A 26,229-nucleotide genomic window follows, 5' to 3' on the forward strand; every position below is an offset into this window, starting at 1 on the left:
TACATAAACTCATTAGCTGAAGTAGAAAATCTATTCTCTACGCTATTTCACAAAGGTGAAAAGGGCTATAAAAATCCAACACAATGCGTGGGTAAAATTACAATTCGAGCAAAAAAGGAAAATGGTGAAATGGTATAAGAAGGACACGATTGAGGGGGAAAATGGAATTTAAAGTTTTCAACAAGCAAAAGAAAATGTGAGGATTTTCATTTAAACAAAATGGACCAAAAATATTTAAATCAATTCATCAATATTAACTTTGACAAAATTGGGGAGAGTGAGAAATAGATAAAGAATATTTACTTTAATATTAAAGTGTTTTAAAATCCTTTCAATACTTAAATTTACAAGGAGGCATATTATGGAACAAAACATTCCTGAATCAATTGATGAATATATTTTACAATATCCTCAAAAGATTCAAGAAATATTAAAAACAATAAGAAAGGTTATAAAGGAATCAGCGCCAAATGCCGAAGAAAAAATAAGTTACCGAATGCCTACTTTTGTATTAAACGGAAATCTGGTACATTTTGCTGCATATAAAAACCATATAGGCTTCTACCCAACTTCAAGCGGGATTAATAATTTTCAGCATGAATTATCGGGATATAAAACCTCTAAAGGTGCAGTTCAATTCCCGATTGGAGAACCCATCCCTTATGGATTAATTCGTCAAATAGTAAAATTTAGGGTTGCTGAAAACCAAAGTAAAGTGGAAGGGAAAATAAAAAAGAAATAATTTGTAGATGGCAAATTTCCCTTTGTTTATGAACTGTAACAAAAATCATAATAACAGGATTTATCAACAATCGGCGCGATTCTATAATATGGATCAGCGCTCGTTTTCATTAGAGGGTTAGATTATTGAATGACATGCTTTTGTAAATGTAACTAGACGATTCTTTGGGTGCTTTTTTCATCTAACATTATTGTATAGTTAAATGTAAAAGGGGAGACAGAGTATGGATAACCAATATTTCGTAGGTTGGGGTACATTGGCATTGACTGATACCACCTTTGTGTAACAATCCTGTTTACAACGCTAATGGGCATATTCACGAAATAAATGTACTAAAATGGTTATTTTCTGTTTCACTATTTATACCAAAGCCGTACACATGTGTTTCATTCTTATTCCACAAACGGGCCATATTGTTGTATAACATTCTTTTATGAAAAGTTACCAAACGGCGGTTTGATAACTTATTATTTGTTATTTAAAAGAAAATCTAAAAACAATTCAGAACTAGTATTTGGCTGCATGTTTAATCGTGTGCATACATGTACAGGGCGTATAATTTCTATGTTTTTCACATAAATCCTCTGCAGTTGATTAGTATCTAAATACCTTTCAACAGCAATAGATGGAGATAAAGTAATACCATAACCTGAAAGAACTGCTTGAACCGATTCTGTTAATCCATTAAAAACCAATCCTATTTTAGGAAATGGCACACCTTGAGTATGACAAATGGATTGAAAAAGTTTTCTTGTTGAACTCCCTTCTTCTCTCATAACAAATGAGTATTGAACAAGTTCATCTAAAGTGACCTCTTTATTTGCTAATTTATGCTTTGGGTGAGTAACGAAATAAAACTCAATATCTTTCCAATGTTTACTTACTATATTAGACTCATCTATATTTTCAGTAACAATAATTCCTATATCTGCCTTATAATTTAGCAAATTATGAATCATGTCTTTTGTGTTTCCTGATTGAAGTACAAATTGAATATGCTCATTTTCATCTTTATACTTCGAAATGAATGGTGGAAGTATAGCCGTAGCTGGTAAATAGGTCGACGCAATGACAATTGTTTCAGCTGCTTGTTTTTTTATATTCGCGATTTTTGTTTCTATCGAGTTTTCTAATGAAAAAAGGTTTTCCGCCTCTTTTGCAAGAATGCGTCCTACTTTCGTTAATTGAATTCCTCTACCTTTCGATTGGATCAATGTCACATCAAGCTCTTTTTCTAAATGGCGAATTTGTATCGTTACAGCTGGCTGACTCAAACATAGATACTCTGCGGCCTTTGTTACATTTTCAAATTCGGCTACCGTTTTAAATATTCTTAAAGCGTGTAGATTCATGAAAATCCCCCTTGCATAAATATTATTTATGAATATTACTTAATTATATATTAGATTTATTGATAATAGCGTTGTATGGTTTGTATAAAAAGTTGAGGGAAAAATAATGAGAACATTGATTAATCTTTCATTGATATTTGTAGGTGGAGTTTTTCTATTATTACAAATTAATGCTACAACAAACATCCCGTTTCTCAGTATCATTATTTGCATTGGCATGTTAGGTTCATTTATAGGGACACTTGCAGGAGGAGGGGGCTTAATTACGTTACCTGCAATGCTACTACTTGGAATTCCTATTCATTTTAGTATCGCAACAAATAAATTTTCTTCAGGAATCGCATCATTATCTAGTTTATTTGTTCTTCTAAAGACAAAAGAGTTGAATATGAAAATAATGAAATCCTACATTATTTCTTCGATTATCGGAGGAGGCTTTGGTGCGCTAGTTACGTCAATTCTTCCAGAGAAATGGCTAAATCTAATTGCAATTTGTTTGCTCATATTTACATTTTTTGTATCTATTAAAAGTAAAAAATGGTATAGCAAACTACAAGCAAATAATACAAACCTTAATAATAATCGTGCTTCTAAAGTGATGTCATTCTTTATTGGGATGTATGATGGTGGATTTGGTCCTGGGTCATCAACATTCAGTATTTTATACTTTATAAAATCTAAAAATACTTATGTAAAGGCAACACAAATGAGCAGAGTGTTAAATTTCGGTAGCTGTTTTGGGGCATTTATCATTTTTTATCAAACGGGTTATTTACAATGGGATTATGCAATTGCTTTGGGTACGGGATCTATCATTGGAACACAAGTTGCATTAAAAATCGTATCAAAAATACCTTTAAAAATTGCTAAAGGGTTAGTAACTACCATCCTAATTTTATTAATCGTTCAAGTAGCATGGCAATTTAAGTAGATATGCAGTACTAAATCACGATCTTCAGCAATCGGGCGCTTTTCTTGAAGATTATTGAGTTGCATAGGCAGCTCTTTTTTCTTATTCAACTAACAGAGCAGTTTAATTAAAAATTATCTACTTAGAGAAACGAGGGTAATAAAATGAAATATTTTACTAAAGAATGGCATGAATTGTGTCAAAAAAATAATTTACATCTGCATTTAGAGGAAGAAAAGCAAGCTGAAACATTCTCAGAAGAATATTTTCAACAGCTTTACCACATTGAATTAAATAGTTGGCTTACTGTACAAGAAGAAGCTAATTTAAGATTAAAATCTCACGAAAACTATGAACCTTTTAATAAAGAAAAGGGAATAGAACAATTTCATGATATTTTCATACATAATCTTATGTATTTAAAAAAGCAATTACCAGAAACAATAGTAAAACAGATTGCAGATATAAGGGTGTTTACTTTAGATAAGGCAACTCGTAATGTAATAAATGCTGTAACTCAATTTTGCGAGGAAAATTACAGAATTGTAACCACAGTAATTGAAGATTACAAAAGATATATAAAAGAAAACTCAACATTACTGGATATAGAAATTGATGGGGATTTTAGCTTCCATGATTGCAGAATTATAAAATCAATTAAGAATGATAAATCCTTAAAATTACTCCTTGATAATAAAGTGAGTGATACAAATATAGATGAGGTCATATTTGAAAATATTAATATTATCAAACAGGATGATTTGTTAGAAGATTCATGGTGGCTGTATGAGGAAATATATAAAGTGAATGACAAATATGAATTTCACGTCTTGCTACAAAATAAAACGGAGGACTTAATTGATTTTATTATATCAGCTGAACAAATTTCCTTTATAAGTAATAAAAATAATCTTTGATAGTAAACTGAGGCGTTTTTGTATTAAGTCGAAGCGAAGATATAAAAAAAATAAAGAGAAGCCTTATTAAGCTAACGGGTGCTTATCTTCAATAAGGTACTCAACAATCGGGCGCGATTGCGGAATAAGCTCCTCTTCTCTGATACAATTTACGTGTGTTTAAATGCTATAAGAACTTGATAGTTTGTAAATACAGTTAATAAAGGTCTTGAGTTTGAACAAGTTGTAGCATTTGGTAGAGATTATGATTTTGAAAATGAAGAAAGACTAAATGCTCATTATGTAGCGGTTACAAGAGCTAAAGAAAAAATGATAATACAATTGTCTATACAAATAAATTAGCTAATATTTTTAGAGCCCAAGATGTTAGTAGCAAGGAGAAAATTAAGTAATCAACTGTTATAATTTCAAATCTGTTAAATATTGGAGTGGTTTAATTGGGGTGTTTTACCTATTAATCTACATAAAGATAGACTAGATTATTGTAAGCTGTTTCTAAGGTCGCCATAATGCTTAGAGAATCGTATGTAGACAAACTACACGAGAAAGAAGCTGAAGTATTATAGTTTCGGGTCGCGGGTTTGAATCCCTCATTACTTATACGTACGATAATTTTGTTCAGCTAGTTGCAACAGAAGTAAATCCTGGATTCTTTTTAGTAAGAAGAATTAATTAGAATTTCAGTTTGGAACATTACCGTAGTTAATTTATAAGAGCTAGTGATCCAATTAATCAGCAAGTATAATTGTAGAGTAAATAATCATGTTCTACACATTTCTACACAACCTAATTGAAAACCCAGTAATACCAATGTTCCAGGCGAATGATAAACTCCCCCTGGGACGTCAATTGCAAAACGTAGGTTGGTTTTTAACCAAAAAGAAAAACGCTTAAAACCTTTGATAATATAGGGGTTTGGGCATTTTTTTCTTTGTGTACAAAATATCGAGAATAGCATTGAATAACATATAGAATTAAATTTAGGTAAACAATGTGAACAAAAAATTAAGATGCAAAAATGTTGAGTGCAATTTCTTCATCTCGTTCATCCACTTCTTTTAGGAGCGTATAGAAAAGCTCTAGATTGTTAATATGAATCTATATAAATCATCCTTTTATAAAAGAAACTCCATATAAAGAACGGCCTGTGCTTTCTACAATTGGTTAAATGAAGATGATAGCCTTCCACAATCAATGGTGTATGGTGAACCATCGTTAGAATATTAGTTGGAGTGATAAATGGAAATATTTATTAAAATTAATTTTTTATGAGGTATTATTAAACTATATTATTTGTGAAAAGCATAGAGAGGGGTTTTTAAATGAGAAAAGTTTACTTGTTATTTGCTATTATTGGCACAGTATTTCCGTATTATTTTTTAGTGCAATTCTTGAACGAAAACGGATTTGATTTAGGGTTATTAATAGATTTATTATTTGCAAACTCGATATCGACCTTCTTCGCTGTTGACTTTTTTATTTCATGTTTTGTTTTTATCATCTTTATGTTTAATGAGTCGAGAAAGTATAACATTAAAGAAAAGTGGATATGTCTATTAACTTTGTTTACAGTTGGTTTATCATTGGCATTACCATTATTTTTGTTTTTCAGACAGCCATATATAAAGAAATAAGGGTGTTAACCTAGATAGGCTTTAATTAAATACTCCGTGATGGGTGGTCTTTGACAATACGTTCTAATAGATAAGTTAATAAAGAAAATTACATATTTATTCATTAATTGGTGTCCTAGAGGTGCTTGAATTAGAAGTTTATTTTATTGGATTTATTTTCCTTTTAATAGAAATAGTAGATATGTTTAGGAATATTGATAAACGAAATTTAGGTGTGAAATTTTCTTTTTCTTATCGTTATTTGACCTTATTTCGAGGGGATTTTTTGAAATTAATTGTACATAGCACTCAAAATGTTTATTTTGTATTGAGTGAAATTTTAATTATGATACCATATAGATTAATACATATTTGGAGGAACAATTATGGAAAATAGTAAGATAAAGTTATTATTATTACTAAGTTTATTTTATGTTTTAATTTTATCAGCATGTAATCAGAAAGAAGAAAGTGTTGATAAATCAGGTGAGAATGAACAAGAAAAAGTAGAAACTTTAAATCAAGAGGAAAAAGAAGAAGTAGATACATCAAATCAAGATGGTTTAGTTGAAAGTGTCGAGAAAATTTCCAAAAATGAAGAGATTGCTGAAGACAATCATTTAAATACATCTTTGACATTAGTTTTAGAAGATGTTATTCCTAGGGACCCAAGTATTGATGATAATGTCTATGGATATGAATTAAATTTTATTTTGAAATATATTAACCATACAGATAAAGACATAAAAGGATTTATAGCAGAAACATATTTTTATGATATGTTTGGTGAATTAGTATACACATTAGATTTCAAATATGAGTGGGATGTTATTCCTGCAAATGGTTCTTCAAACTTCAATACTGCTGTTGATTTAAATCAATTCAAAGATGAAGATATGCGGTTTTATAATTTGCCATTTGAGAATATGAAATTTAAATACAAAATTAAATCCATAATCTTTACGGATGGAACAAGTATTTAAAAAAGTAAAGCCTTACAACAAGCTTTGTAAGGCTATTTTATTTTGGAACCCTGCAGGTTGGGTAATGGGAGCCGTTGGAATAACTGCCGATGCCTTAAATGTTTTTAGATAAAATTAAACGTAAGATGACTAAGGAATTAGTAAAAAAGAGAAAGAAATACAAAAAGAACTAAAGAAGTGGCTTAATACCGAAATTATCCCTTCAATAAGAGAAAAGATGTATTACCAGTATAAAAAAGATATGAAAAATGATATAAAGTATTGCGAGTGTAATAGTTATTTCCATTAAGAATTAAACCTTGATTCTAATCGTATTTAGCATTTTATGTATTGATGAAATAAGAGGTATCTAAGTAAAAACATAATTATACACAATTTCTACACAGTGAAGCTAGAAACCCTAGTAAAATTAATGTCTCAGAAATATTTATAAGTACTCCTGAGACGTCTAAAGCTTCATGCTAACTAAAAGCGCCTCAAACCTTTTAAAATCAAGGGTTTGAGACGCTTCTTTTTCTTTATTAAGAATACGTAAGAAAATGAACTGTACAGGGAAGTCTTGAATGGCTGTTACAGGCTTAGTTATAAATGATTTTTTGACCATCGCTAGCATCAGTACAATCTGTTGCTTCCCAAAGTAGATCATCGTAGATAATTTGTTCTTTATGTTTGTTTAGTTTAGTGTGTCATGGTGGTTCGTTTTTACAATTATTTTACGCCAGGGACCCAACCTACATTACGTTTCATCATGTTCATTAGGGGCTCTGGAATGTTATTATCACGGCTCATATCCATTTCCGTAATAACGGGTTCACCAGCGGCTACTTTTTCCACCCAGTGCGCTTCAATTAAAAGCTCACGACCAAGTGCAAGTAAATCAGCACCTGTTTCCATTGCTTCTTTCGCATCTTCTGGTGAATAAATTGAACCAACGCCGATAAACGGTATTCGACCGTCAATGACGCGTTTTAAAATTTTAATTCGGTTTTCTTTTTCGCCGCTATAGCGATGTGCTTCTGAGCGGAAATCACCTAATGAAATGTGCAAGTAGTCGAGCTTTTCATCTGCTAAACGATCTACAAGTCGAACCGTTTCATCTAGCGTGATGCCGTCTTCTTCAGGCTCTTCTGGGCTAAAACGATAACCAACGATAAATTGATCATCAGCATATTGCGCTTTGGCACGGTTTACACTTTCGATAATTTCTAATAAGAATGTCATACGGTTTTCAACAGAGCCACCATAACGGTCTGTGCGTTTATTTGTAAAGCCTGAGAAGAATTGTTGTAATAGATACGTATTTGCACCGTGAATCTCCACACCGTCAAATCCTGCTTCAATGGCGCGACGTGTCGTTTCACCAAATGCTACGACGATTTCCTCAATTTCTTCTACCGTTAATGCACGTGCCACACCGCCATCTGCTGCAACGTTTTCACTTGCACTTACGATATCGCCATTTGGTACAAGGTCACGTACTGCTTGGCGACCGCCGTGATATATTTGTAAAATTGCTTTTGCGCCACCGTCGTGAATCGCATCAGCAATACGTTTTAAGCTCAAAATATATTCATCGCTATGTGCCGAAATTTGACCTGGGAAGCCTTTCCCATTAGGAAGTACGTAAGCACATGCTGTAATCACCGCACCGACGCCATATGAGCGCTCACGGTAATATGTAATCTCCGCATCTGATACCGTATCATCCGCATTTGCTGAGTAAGTGGTCATTGGCGCCATTAAGTAACGATTACGAATTGTGACGCCGTTATGAAAAGTAAATGGTTTTAAAAAAGTTGTCATGTTATTCACTCCTTCTAAAACAAGAGTAAATTTATAGGATTTAAAAGTCAAAGATCATGCTTACGACTATTTTCTATTTACTACATCATAATGAAAAAATCAGAAAAGGCCTAAAATATTGATTCACAGCATACTGCCATAATTGGAGCCTTTGAAAACGACTATTCGTTATTTCACTCGTACACAATGCGCATGATACATCTTGCTTCACGTTATCCGCACGTTGGACACTTACGTATTTTAATAAAACACAGAAAAAAGCGGCCAAAGAGTCGCCTTTTTCTATGTCTATCATTAGCTTACAGTATCGTGTAACCTTTTAAACTAGCCCTCTATTTAGGTATCGTAGAAAACAATTCAACATCATCAAAGTAGTGAATTGCATCTTTATCTTGGTCATATACATATAATCCATAACCATTTTTGTTTTGTACTAGCTCTTTTATTTCACTAGTAGTCAATGGTTTATCTACTTCTGTATTAAGAGTAACAATATATTTTAGTGCATTAAATTCCATAATAGCTCCAGGAACTAACCCTGTACTATCTTTGTTTATTATTGAAGAAATATTTTCGGGTATCTTTAATTCAAAATAATATTTACTATTAATTTTACTTAACACATCATAAAGCTGAGGACTGATTCTGTAAGAAATTTTAAATTCCACTAATTTATCATTAGCGTTTACTTTAAATTCATCAACTCCAAAATTTGGTGGAATAAATTGCTTTTCTAAAGAAACGGTACTACTGACTTCCTCCATTTGTTGTTGTTGATGATTATTTTGTTTTTCCTCTAATTGCTGATTGTTACGTTTTGTATCTTCAATTTGTTGATTATTATCGCATGCTACAAGAACAAAAATAGATGTCAACATAACTAGAATAAAAATAAAAAGTTTACTATTAATAATTTTTATCATTGTTTAACCTTATCGCTCCAACTAGTATACGTCCATTTTCCTGTCACAGTCTTAGAACTTATTACTTTGCCTGCACTCCATAGTTTTTCAGTTCCACTTGCTTGCACCCAACTACTTCCTGCTCTTAACAAATAATTAGACTTGGCGGGAATCGACCAAGTGATTGAAAGTGTTTTTGTAGTAGATGTTCCTAGTTCTACTTGAGTTGAAACCCCAACTTCAGCCACCATTGACTTAAAAGTAGCGCTAGTAGCAACATTAGCTGAAGAAGATTGCGTAACAGCTACTGAATAACTAACAGAATCTGTGGCCGAACTAGGATTTTTAGCCAAATGTTGAAATTCTAGTTGATTGTTTCTAGAGGAACTAGAATGCACATATTCATACCCTGACATATCACTGGCATATGGCGCAATACTTGGCAAAGTTACAAGCGGAGCGTTATCGTATTCTGTATAGTCCTCAGAGTTTGTAAAGTCAACTGCGTTTGTAAGGTCTACAGGTTCTTCAGCGTTAGCACCACTAACAGCATGTAAAGAAAGTAAAGATAACATTGATGTTGCTAATAAGGTTTTCTTCATAAACATCCTCCATTCATCATACAAATTTTACCAAAAATAGGTTAATGAAATTATATATCATTATTTTTTGATTTTCAAATTTTTTACATAATCAAATGTTTAAATTTGTTTTTTAAACAATCGTTGTATAAAATGCCTAAAACTTTATCATTTGAGAAACTGATTTGCTTGTTGCCGCACTCAGAATTTCTATTAACTAATATAGGATAAAACAGATTGTAAAAAGGAAAAGACCACTCCTTATAAGTGGTCAATATAGATAATATGCAATTTGGTCTTATTTTATAATGAAGTCGACTTACTTTTTTTCTCATCCATAATTAGGTCTTCTTCATGTTTTGGGCGAGGGGGTTCAGTATGCCCGACACGCTCATTCGGTTTTTTAATATTGGATGATTTTGCTGACTCGTCTGTTGCAAATTCTGTATCTTTTTTATCCCTTTTCATTTCGACACCTCCTAAAAATAGTATTTAACGTATCTCCATAAAATATCCTTGTTTTTTTTCAAATTCACATTTTCAAAACAAAAATTATTTTTCCGACCACTAGTGGACAGGCTTTGATAACGACGATAATGGATGGCACACAAAAATAAAAAACAGACAACTAGTAGTAGTTATCTGTTTGATATGAGACGTTTATTTTGTAATCTTTACATTATTGAATTTGTAATCTTCCCAGTTAGCAGTTAGGGCAATATTAATGGAATCAGCATTGACAGGTTCAAAGAAAATTACATTTTCGGCAGTTACACCTGGTTCAATATATGAATCAGCATGAGGAACATCTTTTTTATACCATCTATCAAAATTGAAATCATGTTTGTAACTGTATTGCTTGCCATTTGCCACTATTCTAGATAAAGAAACGCTAGTGTTTATTTTATCATTTGAGTTATTAATATACGTTAAATATACTTTTAGAGAATCTGAATCTTGAATGACTTTGTCAATATTCACCGTAACACCATTAATCGTTTTTGATAATTCCGATTGGGTAGTAGGAGTTTTACTAGAATTGGATGTAACAGCATATGTTTTAGATTTGCTATCGTAAGTTACTTTCCCTCCAAATAGTTCTGTAACTTCATTTAGTGGTACATAAGCCTTGTTATTAATTAACTGTACATCGATAGATTTTTTGTTGCCGTCGAAAGTGAAATTGTACTTAGTGGCAGCGTAAGCACCCATACTAAACGTAAATAGTAAAATGAATACACTCAATATAACTGTTGATTTTTTCAAATTAAATCCTCCTTTTTTAACCATAATAGGGAACTAAATAAGTTTTGTATATAACAAAAAACAGATAACCATAATAGGTATCTGCTTAAATAAGTTTCTTCTAATTAGGATAAAAGGATAATCTTGTGATTGGAATAAGAAACAGCGTCCGAACTAAAGAAAATTTTTGCATATATTGTTAAACTACAAAAAATAGGTGGCTTAATAAAATAGCTAATACTACCTTAAATCAATACTTCTTTTTCAATTGATATACATATAAAAGCGTAGAATTCGATTTCCTAGTTAGTGGAAAACTGCCACTGAGATAATAAGAGTAATCTTCAATGTTGGGGATCGTAAAAAATCCTGTTATGTAGAAGGAAATAATAAGGAGTAAGCTATCCTTGATTTAAGTTTGGGTATCAAAGCTGCCTAATACCATGAAATCGACCACTACGCCACTTACGGGGTTTTCTGAACCTAAAACGTTAATGCCTAAAACTGTTACACCACTAATATTTGTAACGTTAGCAGAGACATATTTTGCAGCAATGTTCTTTTCTCTCATTTGTACCCGCGGTCTTGCATTAATCGATGAATTGGTGGAATAGACGCTTGATACTGCGTAGTCGATTGTTGATAACAGTGTATTGCCTGTAGCTAATGCATTGTCTGTAAAATAAAACGTCGCTACACCATTAGCATCTGATGTAGCTTGCCCATAGATAATACGCTTTTCCTTTTTAGGATTGGACTCGCCTGCTTTAAACACATGAAATAATGTTGGTGATAATGTAATAACTTCAATGCTCATAGCCATCCTCCATTGCATTTTACAATAGCCTATGAACTTGTATTTCGTTTAATACTTGAAATAGGCATTATTAACTTTTCGTTAGAAGCAGACGAATAACACGCGAATTATGGAGAATGCATACTACAAGAAATGAATAAGTAGTAAAATATAGGAATGGCGTGATTTTAAAAAAACGACTTAGGGAGAGAACATAAATGGGCAGGAAGCGAAAAACCTTACCGAAAAATTTCGAGGAACTCATTGAAATAGGCGATCTATCAGCGTTAAAAGAGGTATTTTTACAATGTGAATTAGATGCTCATGGTGGTTACAGTAAATCAACAGCTTTAAGTTTTTTTAAAGTACCGAATGATTTGGTTCGCTGGCTTGTGGAGCAGGGTGCTGATATTAATGCGCGTGATCGTTACGGAAGAACGGCTCTACATAAACAGGCAATGAGTTGGTGCGGAAATATTGAATTGTTACTTGAGTTGGGTGCAGCGATAGAAGCACTGGATTATCAAAATGAGACACCTTTATTTGCAGCGGCAGAGTCATTTAATCCAAATGCAGTTTACACATTAGTTGGCAAAGGCGCAAATCTTAGCGCAGAAAACAAGATGAAACAAACCCCTTTAGAAAAAGCTTTGGCAACCTGTAGAAACATAGATATCGTCAATATGGCAAAGGTTGCAGAAATTTTGCTAAACGCTGGAGTGACTGTAACGCAGGATATGCAAAACGCTATTAAGCGAATTGGCAACGATTTTGAATTTCACCGAGATAACTTTAATAAGGAATATTTGAATCAAACGGATGAGGCACTTTACCGTCTATATCAGCTATTTGCTGTTTCCCCAGTCGGAAAACGAAAGACGCATGATGGCAGCTCTCTAATTACAGTATCTTCAAATGGTTGGCAGGCGCAGCATAATGAACTATGGGGTTTACTCATTCCTTCACAAGGCCATGCGAACACCATACAGGGTGAGGTAATTCGTATTACTGGTAAAGTCGCTTATGAAATTTTAGATAACGGTGGCATTAACTGGGATAATCAATATCGAAAGATGCTCCACAGTTTGGGTCATTATTTTCGTCTGGGCACGCCATTAAACCCAGCTACTTTGCAAGAGGCTGAAACATTAGTGAAAGAACTTCACAACGGTAATAGTAGTGATGAACCTGCGAGACTGTGTGAATTAGCTGTGCATTGGGTACTTAGCAATCCGAATCCAATGAGGTTGGAACAGCCAGATTATAAGCGATAACTACGTATGCCTTGTTCAGCCCAATAAGAATTCAATGCTTAGCAATTTTCTTACTTTACAAGCTAAAAAAAGAGAATCGGACAGATAAGGAATGACAAAACACCTTTATTGGCTTACTAAACATAATTGGAGGGAATGTTTTACTATGAGTTATGATGTTCATATCGGAAGGTTAATCAGTGGGAGAAGAGAATTAGAAGGGAAGGGTAGTTATCTGCTATGTACGGCTAATCAAACGATTCAAGAAATAACGACATTTGGTTCTAAAGATGGGATATTCATTAGTACGCGTGATTTGGAGAATGCCCTTTACGACCTCTGCAAATCTGCAATTGCTCGCTATATAGAAGAAGGACGAAACAAGGATGTGTATACTTTCTCACTCTATACGGATAGCTATAATGGCAGCTATATAGTGTACATTAATAATCGGGATTCTTTAGAGCAAACGGTTGCTCAATACTACGCACAATATCAAGAAAGTTACTTGGAAACTGGTAGCAAGTTTTACAATCAAACTCTAGAGCAAATCTATCGCTCCTGTAAATTTAGTGAAGGCGATTATCCCTTTATGTACGACGAGATGCCGAATGGTCTTGAAACCTATCTTGAAATGTTCAACTGTATTAGTCAAGAAACACCCGCGTATTTAAGCAATGACGAGAACTACATATTTGAGAAGACCATAATAGATTCAGAGCTCTTTTTAATTGCCATCCAAGTTATTCATCGATTGCAAAATGACCTAAAGCAATTGAACCGTACGGAGGACTTTATTGCCTACGTGTCAGCCGCGGATGGCGTTGGTGGTGATTATTTGACATTAAGTCAGCTCATAAGAAAAACTGTACCCGAAGACCAATTATATCAATCAATGCCTGACTTAATGAAGAAAGATATGGAATTCCATTCTGCTGTCGATGCTATACAGCAACGCCCCCTTGTTCAACAAGTAAAACATTGGGTAGATGTAATCGAAAGAGGAGAATTTGGTAAAGGTAGCATGCGAAGCTTCTGGCGAACAGATTATGAGGCTTATGAACAACTTGTGGGGCTTGGAGGTCACGCCATCCCACATATTCAAGAGCATCTGAACAGTGAACTTGAAGATGATACTAGGCGCATTCTAATGGTGGTATTAGAAGATCTGGCAGAACAAGCTGCTCGCTTATAATTTTACAAAATCGTATAAGGCGAAAGGGGGGAATCCAATATGACGCAACGACTACCATGTAAGACGAAAGGCTGTAGCGCAACAATACTGCCGACTACAGCAGCCAAAACGGGCGGTATTTGTATGCCATGTCATCAGGAGCATGCACGAAAAAAGCAACAAGCTTATATTGAGCAGCACCGCAAAACGGTTAATCTCTATGAAGGACTTACGAATTATGTGGACATTCTTAAGGTAATGCATGCGCCGAGAACGTATGCTCCTCTTATCCAATACATTCCTTATCCGTTAAGCATGGAGCAGATATACATAGTATTATCAGAACAAGAAGCGGACAATATGTTGAAATATGCCATGGAATTACTTGCCAAAAATAATGACAATGAAGCAGAGGACATTCTATTGTCGCTAGTATGCTATCGAAATAAAAATATCGCCAATGCTTTACCTCAGCTGATAGAGCGTAGCTTGTTTCATTATCCACTTGTTTTTAAAGATGCACCGCCGGATATACAACAGCTCCTTTTAGAGCGTATTAAATGGGATCAGGATAACCGAAACCATCTCCTCCTTGTGCTCGGTTGGATTGGTAATGCCATGGTCATGGAGCAGTTTCGGCAATGGCAAAAACAGCCGCCAATATGGGCAGAGCAGTTGTATGTAACGCCAGAAACCTACGCTCTTGAAGGCGGATGGGAGCTTAGCCGTGACGGAATGAGGCGTGACCTAATTAACCATGTCTGCTATGCAATTAGGCAAACAGATCAACAAAGTGAAGATTTCAATGAAGAGCAGTATGCGCATTTTCTTGGGATAAGCCATTCAACCTGTCCGTGGTGTAATAGGAAGTTAACGAAATTAATGGACGTGGCTACCGCTCATCCATCTTTGCACTATCTCAACATGCACAAGAACTTGCAGGTAATAACCTGTGATTTATGTGGAAGCTTTAGTACAATCTACATGGAATTGGACAAGGATGGTGTGCCTGTTTGGAGCCGTTATAATCAAAAACCAGCGTATCTTCCAGATATTGATGACGTAAACAGCTCTATTGAAATGACACCTAGGTTAGCCCTTGCACATGAGCCACAATCACCATATTATGCTGCGCTTTGGACGATGTCACAATTAAATTCGCAGATCGGTGGTTATCCAAGCTGGGTGCAGGATTCAGCATATCCGCTTTGCCCTTGCTGTGAGCAAAGAATGCGTTTTATAGGGCAGATTGATTATGCTGATTTTGATGAATATGCTGAAGGTATTTTTTATATGTTTGTCTGTCTAAAAGACAACATTACAGCAACCATCTATCAGCAAAGCTAAATAACGTTACTGTGTCAAAGGGGGAATAATCTTGCGTTGGAAGGAAGTTAGCAAGACAGATAATCTGTCACTTGTCCACCAGGCAGCAATGGAACTGGATGTGAATGAACGGGACGAGCGCGGGAGGACACCGCTGATGCTTTTTTTAACTAATCGAATGCCTGTACAAGCAATTGAAATATTAATAGAGCACGGAGCAGAACTTGAAGCACAAGATAAACTTGGTGAAACGCCACTTAAAAAAGCTGTAAAGTTCAAGCAAGTGGATGCTATATTGAAGCTGATCGAAGCGGGAGCCGAACTAGATTCGCCACTGGGTATTTTAGCGACGGCTTGGAATGCAGCTCGTACAGATAAAAAGCTTGCTGACCTTCTGCTTGCAACAAAAGGAGCGGTTCGCCTTTCGTTGACAATGGAAGAACAAAGCATTGTTGAGGAGCTGTTGTATGAAGAGTCACAAAACAAACTATGCGAGAAAATAGCACACATTAATTCGCCAGAAATATTACATGCCATTGTGAACGGATATAACTGGGATGATGGTCCGGAACCGATGCTATCCGTTTTTCAACATCCAGCAACGTCAGAAATTACACTTCTTGATATGTATGATTTGTTAGATGGGGATTACTGGATGAACAAGAGGGATTCACATGATTTATTAAACACAGATGAGGAGAAGCGCTTTACGGAGCTTGCTGTTGCACTGTATAAAAGATTAGAGCAGTGCCGTCACTAATGATAAGAAGAGGCTGCGCCGTTGTTGTCCGCTTCGGCGGTGCTTTCCGCGGGCACACACGTAAGCCGCAACCCTCGCTAGCGCGCGGTTCGTTGCGTCTTACGCTACGTGCATTCCCGCAGGAGTCACCGACTTCGCTACCAACAACTAGTGAACCCTTTTAATTTTTTATTAATTGCAAAAGCAAGAATAGCTAAGTCCTCCATATAGCAAAAATTTATGAACATCTTTCCTCTGTTCCTTAAATTTTTTAGTTATGTTCCAGCCTCTTTGCATTATTAGTAAGCATTTAATTTATGGATGACTTCCTCTGCTAACACATTGCTAAAGCGAATAATTCCATGTTCTTGTACAATCAGCCCTTCGTTCAGGCGTTGATTGAGCCAATCTGTAATAAAGGAAGGCGCATACCCACCTAGACCGAACTCACTGCCAAATGCGATGATGTTTTGATAAGCTTCTATATATTGGTCGTAACTAGTTTCAGGATACGACTTCGTATATAACCAAAATTGCACATCATACATGGTACAGGATAATTGATCTGCATGAAAACTAAAATGGCCTTTCTCTTCGACAATCTGTGTACATATGCTACGGATTTTCTGTTCCACTTGTTCCACCTCTGTTACACGAGAGCACAGCTCCTCCAGCAGAGGAGAAAACTTCCCATGCGCTACTTTAGCCAGGGCTTCTTCTTTGTCTTCTTCAGAAGTATCATAGTGTTCTTCATTCACTAAGCCTTTGATAAACGCTTCAAAATTATCGGCAAGGAACGTAATCTCATAATCATCTTCTTGATCGACATGAATCACTTCAGGTTCACCATCTCGACCACATGCTCGATAGTCTAACATCACGACATCATGCCCGGCTGAAGGACAATCACAAATAACTACTCCAATGTCTGGATATCCCCATTCCTCTATCATAAACGGACTACCCAAATCTCCGCATAGGGAATAGCTTTTCTCACGTCCAATACCCATAATACCTGTAATGGCAATATGATCTTCCGCCCAGGAAGTTGCGATATCTGTTGGAAAGCAAGTATTTCTCGGTACTCCGCCATTGTGTTGCTTCATTAAATAAATATACGAAGCGGGGAGTTTATAACCAAGCTCTTTCTCTATATAGGCAATTAATTCATCCGACGGTGGCTCAGATTGATAGGATGTTCTTGCATACTCGCTATCTTCCCAAAATGCACTTAGAGACATCTCTGAAAAAGGAATCCTCTTTTCTACGGAGCCACCACGCTCGGAGTAAGCTTTCTTCTGGGCAAGTCGAAGTGCTTCACTTTTTTGCTTCTTGGCTTTAAGGGTACTCTGTCTTAAAAAATACTCGGTGCTGCGATCTCCGGAATCTAATTGGTCAGACATGCTAAAAGCTTGAGCTGCTTCCTCATAGCGCTTTAAATAATAGAAAGCAAAGCCTACCCGATAATGCCATAGCGCATCTTGTTTACCTGCCTCAGAAATTTTACTAAAATGATTGAGCGCTTCTTCGTAAAGACCCAAATTGTTATAGGCTCTAGCTAAAATGCTAATCAATTCATCGTCTCGTTCTTCTTCAGGAATTGCTAAAAGGGTATCGACAATTCGTTGATGTTCGTCTACTTCATGCCACTCGTTCAATTGATTTATAAGCTTTTGTTCCATTGTTACCTCCAAATGATTATTCATAAATACTATGCATCTGGTAAATCCTTACCTTTAAAATAGTAACATCTATAAATGAAGGATTCTAGAATTTTCCTGTATGAAACCATAGCAGGATTTCCATTTTGATTGTCTTTTTATTGATTACTTCATGCCCATTTGTCCCATGATATAGGTAGATGGGGGGTGCAGGCTAATGGATTATGAATATTCCGTGAAGTTTTACTTTAACGAAAGCCGTGAAGAAGAATATAAAATTAAAAATAATATTGGACAAGAAACCTTTGTAGAAGAACTGTCTAATGGATTCAATGAAAAGCCTTGGTATTCATTTACTGAAACTGAACATTTTAAAACGATATTAATTAGCACGAAAGAAGTTTATAAGGTATCGGTCGTGCAAAATGTTGTCACATTTGATTAATCCAACGAATTTAATACTTTTATCGTTATGCTTACAACGATAGTTGGATATTTAAAAAGGAAGCTCTAATCGCTTCCTTTTTGTTTATATAATATTACGCTATAGATAATGGCAATTCGTGCAAATAAAAAGGTTAACGTTACATCGTATGGTTTGTTTCATACTCGATGTTTACTTTAATTTTGTGCAAGTCCCTATCAATTTTTGAAATTAACATATGTATTTCTTCATTTTCTGAAGCGTTAAACGTTTCTCCTCTTCGTTTGCTTAACGTGACTGTTTGATTGATTAACCGCAAACAAGATTTAATTAACGCTAAATCTGTTTTGATTGCTTCTTTATTTAAAATGTCTATTTCATCCATTAATATTCACCCCCACTATAGATAATACAATATTAGTAATAATTAACCAATGTACAGCGCTGTCCTTAAAAAACTGATGAAATATATCTTAACCAGTTCATCTGTTGTTCATCTTGCCTTTGTAAAATATATCTGGGCAATAAGTGTATGCATTCTTATAAAGGTACATTTAAATTTTTGCTATGAATCGGGTGATTGAAATGTTAATAATGGCTACAATATTTATTACAGCAGCACTAATTTTTTATACAGTAGGAGTATGGTCAGAAAAATTCCAAAAAACATTAAAATTGTGGCATGTGATTATTTTTTGGATAGGCTTCATATGCGATACGCTTGGAACGACCATGATGGAAAAAATGGCTACAGAAGGATCTTTATTTAGCTTTCATGGCGTAACAGGTTTATTAGCTATTGTGTTAATGTTATTTCATGCCATTTGGGCTTCTATTGTGTTGGTGAAAAATGACTCTAAAATGAAGCAAAAGTTCCATAAGTTAAGCATGGTGGTATGGTTCATCTGGTTGTTTCCTTATATATCTGGAATGATAGTTGGGATGATTAATAAATTTTAAAGTTTTGTTCTTTGAAAAAAATGTTCTAAAAATTACCCTATTTATTATTATGTCACAATACTTTCATTTGATATTCAAATCTTATATGGTATGGTTTTGAATGGGGCATTTACTGAATTCCAATTTTCAATAGGCGCTATCTAAATCAACATTATATTTTAGCTCTAAAATAAATGTATGGGCAAAATAACATCCAATTAGATGGTTACAATAAATGTAAATCCCTTTTGAATGAGTGGTGGTTGAAAACACCCCTCTAATGAAACACGGAGCAATGAAGGTGATACAATTTAATTACTTGCTACTACATTAATAAATTATGAAAGAGCTGATAAGATATGACATGGGGTTTAGTTATGACAATAGTCATTGGATCTATTGTTAAATTGGTAATGAGTCCTCCAAGCATCGTTGTAGGGTGGACTGTCAGTAAATTTGAACTGCACAAAAAACTGGATGCAAAAGATGTTACCGTAACCTATAACGGAAAGAATTTAGAAGAAGAAGAAAAAAGTAGATTTACTAACTATTTTAATGAAGCTTCGTTTTTAAAAAAGCATTATATTTTCCCAGGTAATGAAAAGTTATTTTTAGAACCTGAATCAAATATTACGCCATTTGTTATCAATTTTAAAAAAGGCAAAAAGGATATACACTTCTTTGTTTTTAATTACGATAATCACGTTGATATCGTGAAGAAATACAAGGAAAAAGTCGTTTCGTACAGTGTAAGTTCTGATTGTTTACAAAACTTTTCAACGTCTAAAGGTTTAGTATAAAAAGCTTTCATTGCAAATGATTCAACCAGTTGTCGCTATTATAGCGGCGACTGGTTGTTTTCGTTTTGTATGAAATGAAAAAGGCACTTACTAAATTGTAAGTGCCTTTGATTGTGTCGTCTTTTTTAAAATAGTAAAAAAATTGCTATCGTTTGAGATTGTATAGTCCTCTTTGGTACTTATTTACAGTCAGTGATTTATTATGTGAATCAGAATATCGCATAACCTGTATTTAATGTGAAGTTGATTCGGTAATCATAATCAAGCAAGGATACTGATGCTTTTTCAAATTTGGCGTTTTTAAAAGATTCTATAAGTTCTTTTTGTGTTTCTTCGGGGAGTTTTATGTCTGTAAATATAACTTTGTAGCCTATATTGACTCTATGAACAGTGACAGTTGGATTGGCTGCATTGAAATTAGCGTCCGTTAATACATCTGTTGCAGAATAGGTTCGACTTTTTATTGCAATAAAAAACTAGCAACAACGATTATAAGTAAAGATAAAATAACGGTTAATATAAATTTTTGATTTTTTCATATAGACCCCTCTTTATCCTTTTTTTAATGATAGCAAAATGCTGCAATTAAAAAGAATAGCATTTGCAATTCTTTTACGAAAAATTATAAAATTCTATATTGTATTTATTTGAAAATTGACTAGGAAGGATTTTGTTTATAAAATTTGTGTACTGTGTTTAGTAAGTTAGTAGTTTTTACAGCACAAAATAGCTTTTAGTTAGCAGCATTTGCCTTCTATAAGAATTAGCAAATACATGAATTACATGTGATTTTCTTACTAATGGTTAGAGGTTAGTTAGTTGATTAATAATACATGGCGTTTGAATGGATGGTGTCAGTAAATGTTAGCAGAAAATATAAGGTCAGCTAAAAGAGGGAAAAATGAACGGAATGGTATTCACAATTGGCATCCCTATTATGCGAGTTATTCTGAATACTTTGTGGAGGATATGCTAGATTATTTAGGAGCTAATGAGAGCTCGATTGTACTCGATCCTTGGATGGGCAGTGGGACAACGGCTTTAGTGTGCCAAAAGAGAGGAATCAAATCTTTTGGTATAGATATCAACCCAGTGATGGTCATTTTTTCGAAAGCTAAAACTAGAAATTTAATTGAATTGAATTTGGATAGTATCGGAAATGCTATTAAGGAAACGGCTAGTCATGTCAAACTTGCAGAAGATGAATTTTTAAATAATGAAGACACATTAGAATTTGTAAGTGATAAACATCTGAATGTGTTAAATAAAATTCAACTAGCTATCGACGATGTTTGTAAGCATCACAGCGATATTTCAGATGCACCATTATCAGATACAATACGAGCTTTTTACTTTGCCGTTCTATTTAGGTGTTTAAGGTACGTAGGGAAATTCAAGGTAGGTAAAAATCCAACATGGCTAGTAAATGAAATACGTAAAGCGAGAACCGACGAAGTAGATACATATCATTTATTTTATCATTATGTAAAGGCCATGATAAAAGACTTAGAAACATACTATACGAATATTTTAAATTATGGCTATTCCTATCCCTCTTTGTATGAAGGGGATAGTAAACAAATGATTTTTTCTGATTGTACCGCAGATAATATCATTACTTCTCCTCCGTATTTAACACGCATTGATTACGCTGTTTCTACAAAGCCAGAATTATTGTTTTTAGGTTATAAACAAGATACGGATTTTGATAGAGTGAGAAGAGCAACTATGGGAGCTCCTGTTATTGCTGATAAAAATATAGTCATAAACGAAAAGTGGGGTAGTTGTATTTGTTCTTTTTTAAAACAGGTGAAAGAACATCATGCAAAAGCCTCCCAAAGTTATTACCTACCTATATTTTTACAGTATTTTAGAGATGCATTTGAGTCGTTACGTGAAATCAAACGAGTACTAAAACCAAATGGACAAGCTTGTCTTGTGGTGCAATCTTCTTATTATAAAGATGTAGAAGCTAAACTGGGAGAAATGTATGTGGAGATGGCTCAATCCCTTAATTTAGAAGCACAAATTATTAAACGAGATGTTGTGAAACATCATTTAGCCAATGTTAATACGAAATCTTCGAAATATGTGAAAAATAAAATTTACTATGAGGATGCTGTTCTTATAAGAAAGAAGGGGAAAAATTGACGGAGTATAGTAGCCATAGAGAACAAGTAGCACAAGTTCATGGTGTGTCAGATAGACAAAATATCGTCGAAAATGCTTTATTACATGCATTCGAACCTTTTATTTTTATAAAAGAAGTACCATTTATTAATTTTGGTAATATGACTGCTGGTGAATTAGCGAATGCATTTAGCGCTTACCCTATCGTGGTCAAATCCATTTTAGCGACGGTAAATGTTGCAGGAAGGGCGATTAAGCGAGATTTAGATATATCTATTGATACATATAGTGATAAGTTACCGAAAGAAAAAGCGGCTATTTTAGCAGGTTATATTAAACCGATGTTACCAAATGAACTTGCAATTCCTGCAATATGTGAGCTGGATAGATGGTTTTATGTAGATAAAGAAATAAGAAAATTAAAAGGTAGTTGGGAAAAAGCGATTCTTACTATTTTAAAAAAGAATGCAAGAACGGATGATTTTAAAAAAGTTAAGTTTGAATGTGATGGGGAAAACTTTCAATTAGATGCAGTACATCCATCCAATGCGCCCTATAAGGTTGGTATCGATGTCAGGAGAATTGAGGCAAAACAAGATATCCATAAAAGAGCGGATGAAATCATCAATAAGGCGAGAAAATTTAAAAAAATTTGTCCGAATGCTAGCTTTTACGCAATAATTTATTACCCATTTACGAGTGAACATATTAATTTACAAACCAGATTAAAAGATGAACATATTAATGGTGTTTTTTTTGCTACCGAATCATTTTCAAGCATTGAACAGCAGACAAAGTATATTTTAAGTTCAGAAGGTTTACTGAAGGACGAGATTTATTAGATAATGAATAAATAATAGGTTATGTAGCAAAGTTAGAAATAATAAGGAGGAAACAACTATGTCAAAGAAAAATAATGCATTATCACTCGAACAATGTGAGGAATTACTTCAAACTTTGCAAGAGCGATTTGAGAAAAATATGAATCGCCATCAAGGTCTTGATTGGACTTCAGTACAAGCAAAGCTCGAGACGAAAGCTGAAAAACTATGGTCACTCAATGAAATGGAAAGCACTGGCGGTGAGCCTGATGTCGTAGGGTATGACGAAAATACGGGAGAGTTTATTTTTTATGATTGTGCAACGGAGAGCCCGAAAGGTCGCAGAAGTGTTTGTTACGATCGTGAAGCATTGGAGTCAAGGAAGAAGCATCAACCAGAAAATACGGCGATAGATATGGCAACGGCTATGGGCATTGAACTTTTAACAGAAGAACAATACCGAGCATTGCAGGAACTAGGTACTTTCGATTTAAAAACGTCGAGCTGGGTACAAACACCTGCAAATATTAGAAAGCTGGGCGGGGCCATCTTCTGTGATCGTCGCTACGATACAGTCTTTATGTACCACAATGGAGCGGATTCCTACTATGCTGCAAGAGGCTTCCGTGGTGCGCTTAAAGTATAAATATAAATAACCTTCCAAGAGCTTTCTAGAGCGTTTATGCTGTTTAGAAAGCTTTTTGAATTGATAAAGCGCTAAAGCAAATCATTCATATAATAGCGGCTTCTAGCGTTTGAGGGCTAATCACCATAAGGAGAGTCCAAACAATGAAGAGATAGTTTTGCTCATAATGAAAACAGTCATCCATGCAAATTAGCAGGGTGACTGTTTCTTTCGTATGAAAGCGGGAGCTAGTGAGAAATGTAAAGATAGTATTTCAACCAGCTCGTCTATTTTGAAACACAATGAAAAGGGTCACTAGGCTGGGAATAACCCTTTTTTATAGAGAGGTGCAATGAATCTGTATGTTAGAATTAGCAGTCTTCTTTGCTATTTATGAAAGTAGCGCCAACAATAATTAAAAGAATAAATAATACAACGATTAGAGCGAATGTTGAACCATAGCCATTGTTATTACCGTATTCATAGTTACCGCAATAATTGTTGTTCCAATTGCCTCCTACATTTCCGCCGAAGTATCCCATGGAAAATCCCTCCTTTCTTCAATATATAGTATGTAAACTATAAAGAAGTGGAGGGGTGTTTATCCATTGGGGTAAAAAAAAATAATGAAATCGCCATTAAAATCGCTGGAATCGCCATTAAAATCGCTGGAATCGCCAATAGCACAAATGAAATCGCCACAAAAACCATTTGTGCTTTGTTACATCGCAACCCAGTGATCTTTAGAAACTTCTACAAGTTGTGTATTGTCTAAGTTAAAACGGTTTACCATCAACTCTTCTTCGGTCATGACTTGGCGTTTCTTTTGTTTTTCAATGGCTGGATCTGGAATCGGAATTGACTGCAATAACATTTTGGTATAAGGATGTTGTGGGTTGGCATACAGCTCTTCGCTCTCTGCTAATTCTACAATTTTTCCTCCATACATAACGGCAACGCGATCGCTAATATGTTTGACCATCGACAAATCATGGGCGATAAATAAATAGGTTAAACCTAAACGTTGTTGTAAATCTTTCAGTAAATCCACAACTTGCTTTTGAATGGAAACATCTAGAGCAGACAGTGGTTCATCACATACTATAAAATTTGGCTCGACAGCTAAAGCGCGCGCAATGCCAATACGTTGGCGTTGCCCGCCACTAAATTCATGAGGGTAGCGTAAAGCATGTTCCTTTTTTAAGCCTACTAGTTCGAGTAATTCTTCAACTCGGGCACGACGTTGTTCTGTTGATGTCGTTAATTTATGTACATCAAGCGCTTCCCCGATAATATCAAGCACCTTTTTACGAGGGTTTAGTGATGAATAGGGATCTTGGAAAATAATTTGCATATGACGTCGCATACTTTTTAACTCATTTTTAGATAAGCGTGTAACAGGCACCCCTTTATACAACACTTCACCATCTGTTGGTTCATGGAGCTGTAAAATCGTACGCCCTGTTGTGGATTTGCCTGAACCAGATTCACCAACGAGCCCCAATGTCTCACCAGGGAAAATACGGAATGATAAATCATCGACTGCCTTTAAAAGCTCACCTTTCTTTAAATCGAAATGTTTTGATAAATTGCGAACTTCAACAAGCGGTACAGTTAAATCTATATCTTGTGCTAGATGGGGTGGCTGTTTCGCTTCTTTTTTTTCATGAAGCTTTGGCAATGCGTTTAACAGACGCTTTGTATAGGGGTGCTGTGGGTTCGCAAATATTTCTTCCGTAGTGCCTTCCTCAACAATTTCTCCCTCTTTCATGACAATGACACGATCACACATACCTGCAACTACACCTAAATCATGCGTAATTAAGATAATAGATGTCCCTAGACGTTCTTGCATTTGCTTCATTATGCTTAAAATTTGTGCTTGGATTGTGACATCCAGTGCTGTTGTTGGTTCGTCAGCAATTAACAGGGCAGGGTTACAGGCAAGAGCCATGGTAATCATGACACGTTGACGCATACCACCACTAAATTCATGCGGGTACTGATGATAACGCTCCTCACTATTTTTTATACCAACAGATTTTAATAATTCAATCGTTTTTTTGTAGGCTTGCTTTTTAGTCATTTTTTGATGCTTCATTAAACCTTCAGCGATTTGTTCACCAACACGAATGGTTGGGTTAGTGGAAGTCATGGGGTCTTGGAAAATCATACTAATATCTTTTCCCCGAATCTCTTCCATGTGTTTTTCCGTTTGTGTCACTAGATTGTCCCCTTGGAAAAGAATTGTTCCAGACTTTAAAAAAGAAGGGGGGGAAGGGAGAAGGCGCATGATGGATCGAGCCGTTACGCTTTTACCGCTACCAGATTCGCCTACAATGCCGACTGTTTCTCCTTTATTGACATAAAAGTTTACCCCTTTTACTGCTTCAAATTCACTTTCACCAGTAATAAAAGAAACGCGTAAATCTTGTATTTCAAGAATTTTTTCACTCATTGAATGCTCATCCTTTTATAAATTTTAAATATTCT

Annotated in this window: 27 protein-coding genes and 1 pseudogene; 16 read left to right on the plus strand and 12 right to left on the minus strand. The window is 34.9% G+C overall.

The genetic code is table 11. From position 1 onward, the window contains the following. The first annotated feature begins 361 nt into the window (after window positions 1-361). Window positions 362-742 (plus strand): iron chaperone, encoded by a 381-nt coding sequence (locus FC748_RS01255; RefSeq protein ID WP_108029892.1) that lies wholly within the window; start codon window positions 362-364, stop codon window positions 740-742. 467 nt (window positions 743-1,209) lie between these two features. Here the strand turns inward: FC748_RS01255 and FC748_RS01260 are convergent, their stop codons facing one another. Beyond that, window positions 1,210-2,094 carry a LysR family transcriptional regulator gene (locus FC748_RS01260; RefSeq protein WP_108029891.1) on the minus strand — a complete coding sequence of 295 codons (885 nt, stop codon included), beginning with the start codon at window positions 2,092-2,094 and terminating at the stop codon, window positions 1,210-1,212. A gap of 106 nt (window positions 2,095-2,200) precedes the next feature. Between FC748_RS01260 and FC748_RS01265 the strand changes: the two genes are divergently transcribed. The 5 genes and pseudogenes from FC748_RS01265 to FC748_RS01285 all read left to right on the plus strand — a co-directional run bounded on the left by FC748_RS01265 (window position 2,201) and on the right by FC748_RS01285 (window position 6,517). Further along, the gene (locus FC748_RS01265) at window positions 2,201-3,025 is read left to right on the plus strand and encodes a sulfite exporter TauE/SafE family protein (RefSeq protein WP_108029890.1); all 825 of its coding nucleotides are present in this window, start codon (window positions 2,201-2,203) and stop codon (window positions 3,023-3,025) included. 143 nt (window positions 3,026-3,168) lie between these two features. After that, window positions 3,169-3,921 (plus strand): DUF4085 family protein, encoded by a 753-nt coding sequence (locus FC748_RS01270; RefSeq protein ID WP_108029889.1) that lies wholly within the window; start codon window positions 3,169-3,171, stop codon window positions 3,919-3,921. A 213-nt stretch (window positions 3,922-4,134) separates the two neighbouring features. Further along, window positions 4,135-4,263: pseudogene (locus FC748_RS22535) on the plus strand (hypothetical protein); the annotation flags it as partial. 980 nt (window positions 4,264-5,243) lie between these two features. Further along, the gene (locus tag FC748_RS01280; RefSeq protein WP_024363249.1) at window positions 5,244-5,555 is read left to right on the plus strand and encodes a DUF2834 domain-containing protein; all 312 of its coding nucleotides are present in this window, start codon (window positions 5,244-5,246) and stop codon (window positions 5,553-5,555) included. Between the two features lie 365 nt (window positions 5,556-5,920). Continuing rightward, window positions 5,921-6,517 carry a hypothetical protein gene (locus FC748_RS01285; RefSeq protein WP_108029887.1) on the plus strand — a complete coding sequence of 199 codons (597 nt, stop codon included), beginning with the start codon at window positions 5,921-5,923 and terminating at the stop codon, window positions 6,515-6,517. A gap of 708 nt (window positions 6,518-7,225) precedes the next feature. On the opposite strand, the gene FC748_RS01290 is transcribed toward FC748_RS01285, so the two are convergent. The 6 genes from FC748_RS01290 to FC748_RS01310 form a co-directional block, all read right to left on the minus strand. Next, a complete protein-coding gene (locus FC748_RS01290; RefSeq protein ID WP_108029885.1) occupies window positions 7,226-8,320 on the minus strand; it encodes an NADH-dependent flavin oxidoreductase in 1,095 nt (364 codons plus the stop codon). A gap of 332 nt (window positions 8,321-8,652) precedes the next feature. Further along, entirely contained in the window at window positions 8,653-9,243 is a 591-nt protein-coding gene (locus tag FC748_RS01295) for a hypothetical protein (RefSeq protein ID WP_108029884.1), read from the minus strand. Continuing rightward, complete coding sequence (locus FC748_RS01300; protein WP_025220214.1) at window positions 9,240-9,824, minus strand: hypothetical protein; 585 nt, start codon at window positions 9,822-9,824, stop codon at window positions 9,240-9,242. Before FC748_RS01300 ends, FC748_RS01295 begins: the two co-directional genes overlap by 4 nt. A gap of 282 nt (window positions 9,825-10,106) precedes the next feature. Then, on the minus strand, window positions 10,107-10,271 hold the full coding sequence (locus tag FC748_RS21920) for a hypothetical protein (protein WP_162832720.1): 165 nt from the start codon (window positions 10,269-10,271) through the stop codon (window positions 10,107-10,109). A gap of 192 nt (window positions 10,272-10,463) precedes the next feature. Further along, window positions 10,464-11,069: a stalk domain-containing protein gene (locus FC748_RS01305; RefSeq protein ID WP_024363244.1), complete on the minus strand. Its 606-nt coding sequence runs from the start codon at window positions 11,067-11,069 to the stop codon at window positions 10,464-10,466. A 391-nt stretch (window positions 11,070-11,460) separates the two neighbouring features. Beyond that, window positions 11,461-11,865, minus strand: coding sequence for a hypothetical protein (locus FC748_RS01310; protein ID WP_024363243.1), 405 nt, complete (start codon window positions 11,863-11,865; stop codon window positions 11,461-11,463). A gap of 197 nt (window positions 11,866-12,062) precedes the next feature. Here FC748_RS01310 and FC748_RS01315 point away from each other — a divergent pair, with 197 nt between their 5' ends. From FC748_RS01315 to FC748_RS01330, 4 genes are all read left to right on the plus strand, one after another. Beyond that, window positions 12,063-13,118 (plus strand): ankyrin repeat domain-containing protein, encoded by a 1,056-nt coding sequence (locus FC748_RS01315; protein ID WP_108029883.1) that lies wholly within the window; start codon window positions 12,063-12,065, stop codon window positions 13,116-13,118. A gap of 145 nt (window positions 13,119-13,263) precedes the next feature. Further along, a complete protein-coding gene (locus FC748_RS01320) occupies window positions 13,264-14,292 on the plus strand; it encodes a DUF4303 domain-containing protein (protein WP_167492615.1) in 1,029 nt (342 codons plus the stop codon). Window positions 14,293-14,331: 39 nt separating this feature from the next. Then, on the plus strand, window positions 14,332-15,618 hold the full coding sequence (locus FC748_RS01325) for a DUF1963 domain-containing protein (protein ID WP_108029881.1): 1,287 nt from the start codon (window positions 14,332-14,334) through the stop codon (window positions 15,616-15,618). 31 nt (window positions 15,619-15,649) lie between these two features. Next, on the plus strand, window positions 15,650-16,357 hold the full coding sequence (locus tag FC748_RS01330) for a DUF4274 domain-containing protein (protein WP_108029880.1): 708 nt from the start codon (window positions 15,650-15,652) through the stop codon (window positions 16,355-16,357). 278 nt (window positions 16,358-16,635) lie between these two features. Here FC748_RS01330 and FC748_RS01335 read toward each other — a convergent pair whose 3' ends face one another. After that, the gene (locus FC748_RS01335; protein ID WP_108029879.1) at window positions 16,636-18,018 is read right to left on the minus strand and encodes an SMI1/KNR4 family protein; all 1,383 of its coding nucleotides are present in this window, start codon (window positions 18,016-18,018) and stop codon (window positions 16,636-16,638) included. A gap of 196 nt (window positions 18,019-18,214) precedes the next feature. Here FC748_RS01335 and FC748_RS01340 point away from each other — a divergent pair, with 196 nt between their 5' ends. Beyond that, window positions 18,215-18,442: a hypothetical protein gene (locus FC748_RS01340; RefSeq protein ID WP_024363237.1), complete on the plus strand. Its 228-nt coding sequence runs from the start codon at window positions 18,215-18,217 to the stop codon at window positions 18,440-18,442. Window positions 18,443-18,581: 139 nt separating this feature from the next. Here FC748_RS01340 and FC748_RS01345 read toward each other — a convergent pair whose 3' ends face one another. Beyond that, a complete protein-coding gene (locus FC748_RS01345; RefSeq protein ID WP_024363236.1) occupies window positions 18,582-18,806 on the minus strand; it encodes a hypothetical protein in 225 nt (74 codons plus the stop codon). A 200-nt stretch (window positions 18,807-19,006) separates the two neighbouring features. Between FC748_RS01345 and FC748_RS01350 the strand changes: the two genes are divergently transcribed. The 5 genes from FC748_RS01350 (at window position 19,007) to FC748_RS01370 (ending at window position 23,757) form a co-directional block, all read left to right on the plus strand. Further along, window positions 19,007-19,381: an HsmA family protein gene (locus FC748_RS01350; protein ID WP_108029878.1), complete on the plus strand. Its 375-nt coding sequence runs from the start codon at window positions 19,007-19,009 to the stop codon at window positions 19,379-19,381. Window positions 19,382-19,719: 338 nt separating this feature from the next. Continuing rightward, the gene (locus tag FC748_RS01355) at window positions 19,720-20,160 is read left to right on the plus strand and encodes a YfmQ family protein (protein ID WP_024363234.1); all 441 of its coding nucleotides are present in this window, start codon (window positions 19,720-19,722) and stop codon (window positions 20,158-20,160) included. 861 nt (window positions 20,161-21,021) lie between these two features. After that, the gene (locus FC748_RS01360; RefSeq protein WP_108029877.1) at window positions 21,022-22,311 is read left to right on the plus strand and encodes a DNA methyltransferase; all 1,290 of its coding nucleotides are present in this window, start codon (window positions 21,022-21,024) and stop codon (window positions 22,309-22,311) included. After that, a complete protein-coding gene (locus FC748_RS01365; protein WP_108029876.1) occupies window positions 22,308-23,132 on the plus strand; it encodes a hypothetical protein in 825 nt (274 codons plus the stop codon). Before FC748_RS01360 ends, FC748_RS01365 begins: the two co-directional genes overlap by 4 nt. Window positions 23,133-23,190: 58 nt before the next feature. Then, complete coding sequence (locus tag FC748_RS01370; protein WP_108029875.1) at window positions 23,191-23,757, plus strand: DUF4256 domain-containing protein; 567 nt, start codon at window positions 23,191-23,193, stop codon at window positions 23,755-23,757. Between the two features lie 350 nt (window positions 23,758-24,107). Here the strand turns inward: FC748_RS01370 and FC748_RS01375 are convergent, their stop codons facing one another. The 3 genes from FC748_RS01375 to FC748_RS01380 are packed head-to-tail and all read right to left on the minus strand — an operon-like array spanning window position 24,108 to window position 26,194. Next, a complete protein-coding gene (locus FC748_RS01375; protein ID WP_080653337.1) occupies window positions 24,108-24,278 on the minus strand; it encodes a YjcZ family sporulation protein in 171 nt (56 codons plus the stop codon). A gap of 37 nt (window positions 24,279-24,315) precedes the next feature. Next, on the minus strand, window positions 24,316-24,438 hold the full coding sequence (locus FC748_RS22355; protein WP_279633368.1) for a hypothetical protein: 123 nt from the start codon (window positions 24,436-24,438) through the stop codon (window positions 24,316-24,318). 19 nt (window positions 24,439-24,457) lie between these two features. After that, window positions 24,458-26,194 carry an ABC transporter ATP-binding protein gene (locus tag FC748_RS01380; protein ID WP_108029874.1) on the minus strand — a complete coding sequence of 579 codons (1,737 nt, stop codon included), beginning with the start codon at window positions 26,192-26,194 and terminating at the stop codon, window positions 24,458-24,460. Window positions 26,195-26,229: the final 35 nt, after the last annotated feature.

Source organism: Lysinibacillus sphaericus (genome assembly GCF_005217585.1).
GTDB classification, from domain to species: Bacteria; Bacillota; Bacilli; order Bacillales_A; family Planococcaceae; genus Lysinibacillus; species Lysinibacillus sphaericus.

Excerpts from the sequence above, each read along its gene's own strand:
- FC748_RS01255 (WP_108029892.1), top strand. The coding sequence starts at position 362 with ATGGAACAAAACATTCCTGAATCAATTGATGAATATATTTTACAATAT.
- FC748_RS01260 (WP_108029891.1), bottom strand. The coding sequence starts at position 2,094 with ATGAATCTACACGCTTTAAGAATATTTAAAACGGTAGCCGAATTTGAA.
- FC748_RS01265 (WP_108029890.1), top strand. The coding sequence starts at position 2,201 with ATGAGAACATTGATTAATCTTTCATTGATATTTGTAGGTGGAGTTTTT.
- FC748_RS01270 (WP_108029889.1), top strand. The coding sequence starts at position 3,169 with ATGAAATATTTTACTAAAGAATGGCATGAATTGTGTCAAAAAAATAAT.
- FC748_RS01280 (WP_024363249.1), top strand. The coding sequence starts at position 5,244 with ATGAGAAAAGTTTACTTGTTATTTGCTATTATTGGCACAGTATTTCCG.
- FC748_RS01285 (WP_108029887.1), top strand. The coding sequence starts at position 5,921 with ATGGAAAATAGTAAGATAAAGTTATTATTATTACTAAGTTTATTTTAT.
- FC748_RS01290 (WP_108029885.1), bottom strand. The coding sequence starts at position 8,320 with ATGACAACTTTTTTAAAACCATTTACTTTTCATAACGGCGTCACAATT.
- FC748_RS01295 (WP_108029884.1), bottom strand. The coding sequence starts at position 9,243 with ATGATAAAAATTATTAATAGTAAACTTTTTATTTTTATTCTAGTTATG.
- FC748_RS01300 (WP_025220214.1), bottom strand. The coding sequence starts at position 9,824 with ATGAAGAAAACCTTATTAGCAACATCAATGTTATCTTTACTTTCTTTA.
- FC748_RS21920 (WP_162832720.1), bottom strand. The coding sequence starts at position 10,271 with ATGAAAAGGGATAAAAAAGATACAGAATTTGCAACAGACGAGTCAGCA.
- FC748_RS01310 (WP_024363243.1), bottom strand. The coding sequence starts at position 11,865 with ATGAGCATTGAAGTTATTACATTATCACCAACATTATTTCATGTGTTT.
- FC748_RS01315 (WP_108029883.1), top strand. The coding sequence starts at position 12,063 with ATGGGCAGGAAGCGAAAAACCTTACCGAAAAATTTCGAGGAACTCATT.
- FC748_RS01320 (WP_167492615.1), top strand. The coding sequence starts at position 13,264 with ATGAGTTATGATGTTCATATCGGAAGGTTAATCAGTGGGAGAAGAGAA.
- FC748_RS01325 (WP_108029881.1), top strand. The coding sequence starts at position 14,332 with ATGACGCAACGACTACCATGTAAGACGAAAGGCTGTAGCGCAACAATA.
- FC748_RS01335 (WP_108029879.1), bottom strand. The coding sequence starts at position 18,018 with ATGGAACAAAAGCTTATAAATCAATTGAACGAGTGGCATGAAGTAGAC.
- FC748_RS01340 (WP_024363237.1), top strand. The coding sequence starts at position 18,215 with ATGGATTATGAATATTCCGTGAAGTTTTACTTTAACGAAAGCCGTGAA.
- FC748_RS01345 (WP_024363236.1), bottom strand. The coding sequence starts at position 18,806 with ATGGATGAAATAGACATTTTAAATAAAGAAGCAATCAAAACAGATTTA.
- FC748_RS01350 (WP_108029878.1), top strand. The coding sequence starts at position 19,007 with ATGTTAATAATGGCTACAATATTTATTACAGCAGCACTAATTTTTTAT.
- FC748_RS01355 (WP_024363234.1), top strand. The coding sequence starts at position 19,720 with ATGACATGGGGTTTAGTTATGACAATAGTCATTGGATCTATTGTTAAA.
- FC748_RS01360 (WP_108029877.1), top strand. The coding sequence starts at position 21,022 with ATGTTAGCAGAAAATATAAGGTCAGCTAAAAGAGGGAAAAATGAACGG.
- FC748_RS01370 (WP_108029875.1), top strand. The coding sequence starts at position 23,191 with ATGTCAAAGAAAAATAATGCATTATCACTCGAACAATGTGAGGAATTA.
- FC748_RS01375 (WP_080653337.1), bottom strand. The coding sequence starts at position 24,278 with ATGGGATACTTCGGCGGAAATGTAGGAGGCAATTGGAACAACAATTAT.
- FC748_RS01380 (WP_108029874.1), bottom strand. The coding sequence starts at position 26,194 with ATGAGTGAAAAAATTCTTGAAATACAAGATTTACGCGTTTCTTTTATT.